This window comes from Bacteroidota bacterium (genome assembly GCA_016713925.1).
GTDB lineage: Bacteria > Bacteroidota > Bacteroidia > AKYH767-A > OLB10 > JAJTFW01.
Map to the genome: position 1 here is coordinate 1,054,402 of JADJOH010000002.1, position 12,533 is coordinate 1,066,934.

The window sequence follows — 12,533 nt, forward strand, 5'->3', positions numbered from 1 at the left end:
GATATCTCCCCGGGGCTTCTCACTAAATAATTTGATTATTATTCAACCACCAGTTTTATCTGTTGTTGTTCATTATTCATTTCGATACTAATCATATAAACACCAGCTGCGATTCCATTCAAAGGAAGCACTTTGGTATTTAAACCTGCGGCTGATGTTCCATTTTCCACCTGGAGCGTTCTGCCTGTCATATCGGCTATGCGTAAGCGATAGTCATTGTTCTCAACAGCTGTAAACTCAATGGTCACACGATCAGTAGCCGGATTTGGATAAGCGTTTATGTTAAACACATCAGATTCAACACTACCTAAACGTATGCAGTTGTTAACTGTAATTCCGGTCAGCGTACGGGTAAGACTTGTACCACAAGCATTGGATGTTACCACTGACATACTTTGTCCGCCAGCAGGTGCAAGCCAGTCGATGGTGATGTTCTTGGTACCTTGTCCGGTTGAAACGGAACCATTGGCAGTTACTGCCCATGTATAGAGCGCAGCACCGGGAACGGTAGCGACACTATAGGATTCGTTCGTATTGTCGCAAACTGATGTTGCACCGGTAATCACACCTGCACGTGCCGGAGCACCTGTAATGGTGCGTGAGCGAACAAGACTGGTACCACAGCCATTTACGGCCTGTACGGTTACAGAACCTGATCCGGTGAGAAGAGCGATATCTACCTGAACACCGGTACCCATTGAGGGCACAGGAATTCTAACGCCTGTACCTGTTACACCCCAGCTATAGCCGGTGGCGTTGGCGACAGGAGTAATGGAGAAGATGTTTCCAACAGTATTGCAAAGCCCATCTTTGGCGCCTGCTATAGCGGAAGGTGTAGAGGGCAGGTTCTTTACAATTGACTTGCTGCGGGCAAGACTTGTACCGCAAACGTTTGAAGCGGTAACTGAGATACTGCCGCCAACAAAACCGGCATTCACCTGTACATTCACCACGTTGGTACCTTGTCCGCTTTGAATGGTCATACCGGTCGGAACACTCCAGGTGTAAGAGGTAGCACGAACCACTGTTGCGATAGAATACATTACTACAGCACCCGGACAAGCTTTGCCAGGACCGGAGATAGATCCGGGGGTAATCGGCGCAGCAATCAGATAATTGATATTCACGCAGGAGGTCGCGCTGTTCACACATGCATTCGAAGCATATACACATAGCTGACCGGTGATTCCGTTTTGGATAGCCGTTGCTGTCCAAGAAACTGTAATTGAAGTAGAACCTTGACCGGAAGCGATAGTAAAGCCGACAGGCACCGACCATACATACATGGTAGCGCCCACAACCGCAGCAATACTATACGATGCAGATCCGGCAACGCCCGGTAAACAAGCAGCGGCAGTTCCACCAATTGCACCAACATTCGGTAAGGCGGGAACGTTATCGTCCACCAAACCATTACAGTTATCATCAATACCATTACACAACTCAACTGCTGCAGGATTAATCGAAGCATTACCATCGTTGCAATCACCATTGTTGGGTACAGAACCATTGATCGGATTACAAGAGTAAACTCCGGTTCCGTTAGCATCACCATAACCATCATTGTCAACATCCGCATACCAGATAGCCTGACCGGTGATAGATGGATCCGCATCGTCAACTAAGCCGTCGCAATCGTCATCAATAGTATTACATACTTCTGTTGCTGCAGGATTCACCGCGGCGTTTCCGTCGTTGCAATCTGTATTGTTCGCAACATATCCTACCGGCTGTACGCAAGCTAAAACACTTGAGCCTGCATTTCCATAAGTATCTCCATCCCCTTCCGCATACCAGGTAGACTGACCGGTGATCGATGGATCCGCATCGTCAACCAAGCCGTCGCAATCATCATCAATGGTGTTACATATTTCTGTTGCTGCAGGATTCACCGCGGCGTTTGCGTCATTGCAATCTGTGTTGTCAACAACATATCCGAAAGGCATTGTACACGAAGACTGACTGCTAGTAGGATCTCCGTAACTGTCGTTATCGAAGTCAAGATAATATTGAGTGAAAGAACCGGTCCCGATGGAAATATTGCTGCCGTTGTCGGTCCCTTGTATAGCCGGATTGTTGCTGATCACCCGGATCCTGTAGGACGTACCAAGGGGAGTTCCGTTAGGAATAATTACCGGAATAGTACCGGAAGTAGTTGAAACTACCGAGCCGATGTTCACCGGAGAAGCAAAGCTGCCATTGGCATCGCTGAGTTGGGCGGTAAAGATGTTGCCGGGGTTAAAGGTACCTGAAATGGTATAAGGCACTGATAGGGTAAAACCGGCACAGAGTACAGCCGGGGAAATGACCCCTGTAAGAATGGAAATTGCAGTATATCGCTTCGCAAATAAATACCCGCTGCAATAGGCTATCGTGGGTGTGCCGGATGCATCAAGCTTTAACCAACTATTACTAGAGGATGTAAGGCCGGCGGTAAAACCGGCAGTGCCCACCACATTCGAGCGCTGCCGTTCCAGCGCATCACCGTTGTCTTGTTTCCATTGACACCATCATGATACGCCACCACGGGGTTGCCCAAGGCGTCAAGGGTCAGGCTTTGGTAATTGGCACCTCCCGCGGAGATACCCGCACCGCCCACAGCGCTCCAGACGCTGCCGTTCCAGCGCAGCACCGTGGTCTTTTCACCATTGGCATCATCACGATACGCCACCACGGGGTTGCCCGAAGCGTCAAGGGCCAGGCTTTGGAAATTGGCAACTCCCGCAGAGATGCCCGCACCGCCCACGGCGCTCCAGGCGCTCCCGTTCCAGCGCATCACCGTAGTCTTGCTACCATTGGCTTGATCCTTATACGCCACCACGGGGTTGCCCAAGGCGTCAAGGGCAAGGCTTTGGAAATAGGCAACTCCCGCGGAGATGCCCGCACCGCCCACGGCGCTCCAGGCGCTGCCGTTCCAGCGCAGCACCGTAGTCTTAGCACCGTTGGCATCATCACGATACGCCACCACGGGGTTGCCCAAGGTGTCAAGGGCCAGGCTTTGGTATTCGACACTTCCCGCGGAGATGCCCACACCGCCCACGGCGCTCCAGGTGCTGCCGTTCCAGCGCAGCACCGTGGTCTTGTTACCGTTGGCTTGATCCTTATACGCCACCACGGGGTTGCCCGAAGCGTCAAGGGCCAGGCTTTGGTAATTGGCAACTCCCGCAGAGATGCCCGCGCCGCCCACGGTGCTCCAGGTGCTGCCGTTCCAGCGCAGCACCGTGGTCTTGTTACCGTTGGCTTGATCCTGATACGCCACCATGGGGTTGCCCGAAGCGTCAAGAGCCAGGCTTTGGTAATTGGTATATCCCGCGGAGATGCCCGCGACACCTACGGCGCTCCAGGCGCTGCCGTCCCAGCGCAGCACCGTGGTCTTGTAAGCGTTGCCTTGTTCACTATACGCCACTACGGGGTTGCCCAAGGCGTCAAGGGCCAGGCTTTGTAAATTGGCAATTCCCGCGGAGATACCCGCACCACCCACAGCACTCCAGGCGCTGCCGTTCCAGCGCAGCACCGTGGTCTTGAGACCATTGGCATTATCCTGATACGCCACTACGGGGTTGCCAGAAGCGTCAAGGGACAGGCTTTGGTGAGAGGCACTTCCCGCGGAGATACCTACGCCGCCCACAGCACTCCAGGCGCTGCCGTTCCAGCGCAGCACCGTGGTCTTGTAACCATTGGCATCATCGCTATACGCCACCACGGGGTTGCCCGAAGCGTCAAGGGCCAGACTTTGGTCAGAGGCTTGTCCTGCGGAGATGCCTGCGCCGCCCACAGCGCTCCAGGCACTGCCGTCCCAGCGCAGCACCGTCGTCTTGTAACCATTGGCTTCATCACGATACGCCACCACGGGGTTGCCTAAGGCGTCAAGGGCCAGGCTTTGGAAATCGGCATATCCCGCGGAGATACCCGCGCCACCCACGGCGCTCCAGACGCTGCCGTCCCAGCGCAGCACCGAAGTCTTGCCACCATTGGCAGCATCACTATACGCCACTACGGGGTTGCCCGAAGCGTCAAGGGCCAGGCTTTGGTCAGAGGCTTGTCCTGCGGAGATGCCCACACCACCCACGGCGCTCCAGACGCTGCCGTCCCAGCGCAGAACCGTGGTCTTGTAACCATTGGCAGCATCACGATACGCCACAACGGGGTTGCCTAAGGCGTCAAGGGCCAGGCTTTGGTACTGGGTATATCCCGCGGAGATACCCACGCCGCCTACAGCGCTCCAGACGCTGCCGTTCCAGCGCATCACCGTGGTCTTGTTACCATTGGCACCATCATGATACGCCACCACGGGGTTGCCCAAGGCATCCAGTTTGAGAGAAGAATAAAGAGCACTTCCGCTCGAGGGCCAGTTGTCATCATCAGGCCCCAGGGGCAGCCAGCTTTGAGCAGGCAGGTCAGCGAAAGAGAAGAACAGGCACAGCAGTGCCAGACGTTTTAATAATACAAGTTTCATGGTGATAGGTTATAAGGTTTCGAATGCAGGGTGTGGCGGAAACTAAATCCGTCCTTAAAGGGTATTGCATTAAATATTTTTTCAATCCCGGTTGTACGAAAAAGCATAACCGGCAGAACTTGTATAAACACGGGGCCGGTTGAAAAAGCATAAAAAGCGCGGGCACCACCTCCAAAACAGAAGAAAAGTATCATGACTGTCAGCGACAGGAAAAAAGAGGAGGCATAGGGCGCGGCAAGAAGCAACCCCATAACCCTAACCGGCATATAAAAATAATACTGCATTCGGCGAAGTTTAAATTAAACAGCATTTAACAATTAATAAAACCACCTTGTAACACAAGCGACCCTCATATGACCACTTCAAACCACAATCTCACTATAATTCAAATCACAAATTGAATAAATATAATTCGCAAACTTACTGAAAAAATAATTATCAGTCAAGTGCCGGTGATTGAATTCAAATAGAAAACTCAGTCTTCTATTGAGTTCAGCAGAAAAAAAGTTGGTTTTACTTGTAATGGTAAACACGCCTGATGCTTTAAGAGCACGGGTTGTCTTAGCGTGTACCAAGGGTGATAATTCGTACTATTTGGCATGTTTGGCCGCAACAGACCCAATAAATCCGGGGTAGCAAGTGTTCAGGTATTTGATAAAAGTCATGATAAATATCAGGTCGTAAAAACAATTGGGTCCGGCAATGATCCATCGATGTTAGAGCTCCTTGTATTAGACATTCCGTACTAAAGTGGACAAGGCAGGAAATAAAAAGCCCCGAAGATCTCTCCCCGGGGCTTTTCACTAAATGGTTTAATTATTATTCAACGATCAGTTTTATCTGCTGTTGTTTATTGTTCATTTCAATGCTGACCATATAAACACCTGATGCCAGTCCATTCAAAGGAAGCACTTTGGTATTTAAACCTGCGGCTGATGTTCCATTTTCCACCTGGAGCGTTCTGCCTGTCATATCGGCTATGCGTAAGCGGTAGTCGTTGCTCTCGACAGCTGTAAACTCAATGGTCACACGATCAGTTGCCGGATTCGGATAAGCGCTTATGTTAAACACATCAGATTCAACACTACTTAAACGTATGCAGTTGTTAACTGTAATGCCGTTCAGCGTACGGGTAAGACTTGTTCCGCAAGCATTGGATGTTACCACTGACATACTTTGTCCGCCAGCAGGTGCGAGCCAGTCGATGGTAATGTTCTTGGTACCTTGTCCTGTTGAAACGGAACCATTGGCAGTTACCGACCAGGTGTACAATGCTGCTCCGGGAACGGTAGCCACACTATAAGCCTCGTTCGTATTGTCACATACAGAAACGCTTCCGGAAATAGGCTCAGGACGAGCAGGAGAACCTTTGATCACTAATGAACGCGTTAAACTTGTTCCGCAACCGTTCACAGCTTGCACAGTGATTGAACCACTTCCGATTAATGTAGCTACATCTACAGTAATAGAAGTAGTACCCTGACCGCCCATGATGGTTCCGCCGGTAACATTCCAGATATAACTGGTAGCATTCACAACAGCAGGTATAGAGAAGATATTTCCGGTTGTATTACACAACCCTTCTTTTTGTCCCTGTATTGCAGTTGGAGTTCCGGGTAAATTCACTGTAAGTGTTTTCGTACGTGCGGCACTGTTACCACAAACGTTTGAAGCAATTACGCTCATTGTACCACCGGTATATCCGGGATTCACTTGTACAGTAATCACGTTAGTACCCTGACCGCTTTGGATCGACATCGTACCGGGAACTGTCCAGGTATAAGCCGTAGCGCGGGCTACATTTGCAATGGAGTAGACCACAACATCGCCGGGGCAAACTTTGCCGGGACCGGAGATAGAAGGAGGAGTTACAGGGGCAGCCACCTGATAATCAATCGCGAGGCAACTTGTATTAGAAGAAACACAAGCATCTGCGGCATATACACAAAGTTGACCGCTGATACCGGTTTGGATTGCAAGGTTAGTCCAAGTAACGGTAATGGAAGTAGTTCCCTGTCCCGCAGAGATCACAAATCCTGCAGGCACTGACCATACATAACTGGTTGCCCCAACAACAGGAGCGATACTATAGGAAGTTGAACCAGCTATACCCGGTAAACATGCAGCAGCAGTACCACTCACCGCACCGGGATTCGGTAAGGCAGGAACGTTATCATCGGTAAGACCGTTACAGTTATCATCGATGCCGTTGCAGATTTCAGATGCAAGAGGATTAACGGCATTGTTATTATCGTCACAATCGCCGTTGCAGGAAGTATATCCGTCATTATCGACATCAAATCCTTCGTCAGTTGTTCCGTCGCAATCGTCATCAATTAAATTACATACTTCGGTAGCAGCAGGATTGACAGCGGCACTACCATCGTTACAATCGGTATTATCACTTACGTAACCGAAAGGAGGAACAGGATTAGTTTGCGTAATGAAACTGGCGGGGTTACCATAAGAGTCCCCATCGGTATCTGCATAGAATGTCAGTAACGAACAACCTTCATCAGTTGTACCATCGCAATCATCATCAATTCCATTGCAAACTTCAACTGCAGCTGGATTTACTGCAGCACTGCCATCGTTACAATCGGTATTATCCGCTACAGTACCCATTGGAGCACCGGAGCAGGAGATCACCGGGGAAGAAGGATCACCGTAGGTGTCTGCGTCAGCATCTGTGTAATAAGTAGTCGTTGGTAACACTGTACCGGTAACCATGGTACGAGGGCTTTCGCAGCCGCTGGAAACATTGATATTATAAGTGAAATACCAATAAGCAGGATCGAAACTATTTCCGGTGAAGCTAATCACACCGGGCACTGTATACGGATAAGTAGCTCCGGTAGTATTTCTTTGCATTCCGGGATTTACACCTAATCCAAGGCGATAATCAGTGCCTGAAGGAAGTGTAGCATTTAAAGTTACCGTTTGAGGAGTAGCACCACCAGTAACGGTAGTAGTCATTGATCCCGAATTGAAAATTTCTGTTCCAGAAGAATTTCTAATAGAAATATTAAATGTTGAACCAATAGTAGAAGTAGGGTAAACATCTAATGAAACAATCGTAACTGAAGGAGCAATCACGTTAAATTTAAGATACTGCGTTGTGACAGCAATAGTAGAGGAAGAAATAGCACCCACTGAAGCCGGGCTTACAGGACCAACATTTGCATTTACTCCTCCATTGCTAGTAGCAACCCAGTAATCAGTTGTGGCGGCTATAGAAGGACTATAAGCGGCGCCGGTAAAAATCGGACTTCCACCGGAGGAAGCAGTATACCAATTAAAGGTACCACTACCACTCGCTGATAAATTCACTGTACCCGGACCACAACGTGTATCGCCTGATGTACCTGTAACTTCCGCATCGATAGTTGTAAAGGAATAAATGGCACAACCGGAAGCATCACCTGTATTATTTTTTGGAACAATCTGCCAGTAATACGTAGTATTCGGAAGCAATGCCGGTAGTGTATAATTCAATGTATTCACATTTGCAACAAAGGATGGAGCAGGACTGGTTCCGAAATAAACGTCATATCCCAGTGATGGAGCTCCGCCGGTTATTGCAGCGGACCATGTCAGCTGAGCAGATGAATAAGAACAAATGTCATTTGCAAGATCTGCAGGAGTCAAGTAAGTTACACAATCAGGCAAAGGAGGCAATTGAATAACGAAGGTTCCTTCATCAGCACCCATATCCGGACTGGTGATATTACGTACATCGCCTTCAAAATCCTGAGGAACTTCTGCAATGGCCTGACCACCACTTTCGATATAGGTAGGGTTGCTTAAATCAGGACGAATAATTCCGTTAGTGATGGGTTGGAAAACTGTGTTCTCTGTGAAGGAAGCAATTTCAGCGGGTGAAACTGCTGCCAAGCCCTGAAACGCCAGCATAGTTTGTGCAGAATTAGTACCATCGTAATAAATCAAATGAGTAGCATCCGGAGCACCGGCAAAATAAATATTATTATTACTGGTGTTGCTGATATTATCAGTTGTAGCTGTTTTCCAGAATGCAACTACACGTGTACCAATCGTGATGTCAGAATTATTTATAAAGACATTGTTTCTGATATCCAATGTTGGAGTTACACTGCTGTTATGAAGTGCCGCAGACGTATATGCTGCAACAGTCCTTACATCCGACAGTACCACTGTATTGTGAATGATATTCACCACACCACCGGTTGAACCTCCTGTAACGCTGATACCACGGGTACCTGCTGCTGTTTGAGTAGACGCAGGGGCTTTGATGTCAGAAATCATATTGTTTACAATGTTATAAACAAGTCCGGTTCCTACATCTATTCCTGCAGCAGTAGTTGTTGTTATACCATTCGCATTGATATTATATATCCTGTTATTATAAACATTGGCATTCAATCCGGTTGCAGTAAGATAAATACCGCGAACAGAACTTGAAGCCCCTGTAGAAGTTAACCCATAAATTTCATTGTTATAAATATCAGCAGTATCCGCAGAGGAGAAATAAATACCATAAAGTGTACCACCACCGGTAATACCACTAAAAGTATTTCCTGAAATGGTTGCAGAATTAGATGGTGAAGTTTGCATGGTAATACCATACACCAATGAAGTACCACCGGCCTGCACTGATGTTACATTGGTGTTTTGTAATTTAAAATTGGTTTGATAAGAAGCGAAGACACCATAGACACTACCGGAAGTTACTCCATCTCCAATGGTTTGAATAGTACTTGTTCCACCGCCTTCTGTACCGATTTCATTGGCATCATCCGGGAAAGTTGTAGTTGCTCCCGTAATGCGATAGCCTTCCCATGCATTTTGAACCGTCATATTGAGGAAGCGGTTATTACTTTGCGTACCACTAAATGCAGTTGGGGTTGGACTGGAGCTGATCCAGACACCTCTTGCATTGACATTCGCATTACTCAAGGTGATAACACCATTTTTAAATGTATTATTCTTGGCTCCTTCAATAACAGAAGCATTGGTAATCCATACACCAAATTCTACCCAATCGGTAGCAGAGGTTCCTGTTTGTTCGAAATCGATGCCATTAAATGTATAGTAATCGACACCGGTTAATTTCAAGATGTAATCCGTCGTTCCTGCTGTTCCAAGTTTCTGAATCACAGGATTAGCTCCTGCACCGGTACGTTGGAAAGTAATTGTATTCACTGATGAGCCGGTGAAGGTTAAATTTAAATCTACCGTTTCAAGAAAGGTTTGTCCTGCTGTAACATTGAATGTAACCGGGCCACTGATTCCTTTACAGTTAAGGTCTGTAATTGCGTCTGCAAAACTGATATAGTCACCTGCTCCGGTGTTGTCAATTAAATAAGTTCCATTCAATGCAGGAGCGATAGTAATCATTACTTCATTAGAGGTTGTACTCTGAGTACTTGCAATACAAGTTACAATACAACGATACCATTTATTAACCGTTGTATTAGCTACATAAGTAGCATTGGTGGCGCCACCAATGGTGGTATAAGGTCCACCTGCACTAACTGTCGATTCTTCCCATTGAAAAGAGTGACCTACTCCAAATAATATATCCAAAGATAAAGTGAAATTAACTCCCGAACATGGAGTGATAGTAGTGGATTGTGTATTGGCTAAGGCAGGAGCTCCGGAGCAACCACCGGTTGCAGTACCTTCTAACTCCCATGCACCTACGTCGGGTGCAGAGCCTGTTCCTGTATATCCGGGGTTACCCTGACGAATCGTTGCAGCATAGTCAGTAGTAATACCGGCGACATTCGATGCACCACTCTCTGCAAGGCTTGGAGCAGACGGATCAAATTTGAGGAAATCAGCACTTACACCGGAAGTAGAAACGAACGTTACGTTTTCTTCATAGCTGTTTTGATCAGCTCCTACACCAGTCATGTATGACTGATAATCTCCGATCGACTCATTGAATGCTATGCCGTCAGTAAAGATTACCTGATTTGGAGCTGCAGATCCACCGTAATAAATGTTTTTATCGGAGTTCGCATTGTAATTAGACGTTGTTGCATTACTTCTTCTGAATGCAGCTACGACTCCTGTACCGGCAGCAGTACTATTATTGTAAATAATATTATTACGTAATGTTAAATTTCCGGAAGTTGTAGTAACTGAAGTCGAATGAAAAATACCGGAAGTACCAAAATTAACTCCTGAAGAGGAGGCATTAAGATAGATAGTATTAAAACTTAAATTAAGCGTTGTAGTAGCAGTAGTCGCCGTCATACTTATACCTCTGATAGCTTCCGTCGAAATACTATTAGGTGCATTCAAGTCTCCTATAAGGTTGTTATAAATATTTGTATTAGTCCCATTGGTAGAAACGTGAATACCGGAAAGCAAGTTGGCCGATGTGGATGCAGAATTATTATTTGTTAATCCGTATACTTTGTTTCCATATAAATTCACAGTAGCAGTTCCGGCGCATTGAATACCATACATGGTGGTAGCCGTAGCACTGGTTAAACCGGAAATGGTATTACCATAAACCACTGGATTAGTACCGGTAAAATACAATCCAATCAAGCCACCCGAACCTGAACAGGAAATACCACTTATGGAATTATTATACACCTGATTACTCAAAGCACTCAAGCAATACATCCCATAACTTGTTGATGTACTTCCTGTAGTCCAGTTGCTGATGGTATTGGAATGACATACCCTGTTTTGACCAACAGCTGTATTCGAATAAATACCATTTGTAGCTCCTGTTCCTGTTGTAGTTAAATTTGAAAAATTATTATTTGTGATGGTTTCCGTTCCTGCAGTAGGACTACCTAAATTATAATAACAATAAAATATCCCGCTGGCACCGGTTTTTGTAAAAGAACCGCTGATTTGGTTACCGGAAATTGTTACATCAGGTGTGGTACTACTTGCATAAATCAAGTAAGAAGTAGAAGTAGCAGCAACGGATCCGGAGAAAGTATTAGCGCTAAAGGTATTTGAAGTAACGACATTACCATTATAAATACCCTGTACTGCTGCGGTACCGGAGGTGTTCATAGTAATAGTATTGGAAGAACCAATGACAACCCCTGATACAGTAGAATAAAACACCCCATAGAATGTAGATGCATGTGCAGAACCACCGCCTCCTGCATTATTGATAGTATTTCCTATTACTGTTGGATTATTCGTGTAGATAAAATAAACGCCATAGGTTGTTGTAGCGGAACCTCCGCCAAAATTCTGTATCGTATTACCAATTACTGTAATATTCTGATCATAAAAAGCTAACGTATTCTGACCACGACAAATTATCCCTGCATGCACATTCTGAACGGTATTACCGGTAACATTAATATTTTCATTTCTGCCGCTATTTACGTTTACAACAACACCTGTCGCAGAAGAAACAGTTAAGGCTCCATTACTAATGTAAATTCCAATAACGAAAGCGCTGGTGCCCTTTGTCATCGTAACTGAACAATTTTGAATGGTTAAATTCTGGCAACCATTGGAAACGGATGGTTTATAAGTAAAATATCCATATTCTATTCCCTGCAGAGAAGCTGCTACATCTATACCATCAAAGGAGATATAGTCAGTACCGTCAATTCGAATCACCGCATCTCCCAAAGCACCAAATGTTGATGTTGTATTTGTTCCTGCATCTGTTCTGGTGACTTTTGGATTAACCCCTGCACCACTTTTCTGGAAAACAATCAGATTTCCTGCAGAACCTGCTGTAGTGATAGTAATTGCAGCTGTTGTGTTTTCAGTATATCCGGCAGCCACATTAAAAGTAACTCCGCCTACTCCTACACCAACTGCATTCAGATCAGTTACCGCCGCCGCGATACTTGGATAATCTCCGGGAATAGATTTCGCTCCGGTAAGCTGTGCGAATGCGCTATTTGAAAGTCCACCGGAGAGTAGTAACAAGAAAAGTATTCCGGAAAAGAGCGAATTCTTTCCGGAGTGCTTTCCAGACACTATGAGTTGTAAACAGGTTCGATGAACCAACATCGTGAAGCCTGAATTGTAATTGTTTTTCATGTGTAAAGTATTTCGGGTTATTAATTTCTGATTGTTATGTTATAAACCGAAGAGCTTC

General features: G+C 46.3%; 4 protein-coding genes. All 4 read right to left on the minus strand.

Annotation, left to right across the window (positions count from 1 at the left end; translation table 11 throughout):
• Nucleotides 1-38: 38 nt before the first annotated feature.
• The 4 genes from IPJ86_04360 to IPJ86_04375 all read right to left on the minus strand — a co-directional run bounded on the left by IPJ86_04360 (nucleotide 39) and on the right by IPJ86_04375 (nucleotide 12,475).
• Entirely contained in the window at nucleotides 39-2,456 is a 2,418-nt protein-coding gene (locus tag IPJ86_04360) for a T9SS type A sorting domain-containing protein (GenBank protein MBK7886546.1), read from the minus strand.
• On the minus strand, nucleotides 2,399-4,456 hold the full coding sequence (locus IPJ86_04365) for a hypothetical protein (protein ID MBK7886547.1): 2,058 nt from the start codon (nucleotides 4,454-4,456) through the stop codon (nucleotides 2,399-2,401). Before IPJ86_04365 ends, IPJ86_04360 begins: the two co-directional genes overlap by 58 nt.
• Complete coding sequence (locus IPJ86_04370) at nucleotides 4,453-4,740, minus strand: hypothetical protein (protein ID MBK7886548.1); 288 nt, start codon at nucleotides 4,738-4,740, stop codon at nucleotides 4,453-4,455. Before IPJ86_04370 ends, IPJ86_04365 begins: the two co-directional genes overlap by 4 nt.
• Nucleotides 4,741-5,275: 535 nt before the next feature.
• The gene (locus tag IPJ86_04375) at nucleotides 5,276-12,475 is read right to left on the minus strand and encodes a T9SS type A sorting domain-containing protein (protein MBK7886549.1); all 7,200 of its coding nucleotides are present in this window, start codon (nucleotides 12,473-12,475) and stop codon (nucleotides 5,276-5,278) included.
• Between the last annotated feature and the right edge of the window lie 58 nt (nucleotides 12,476-12,533).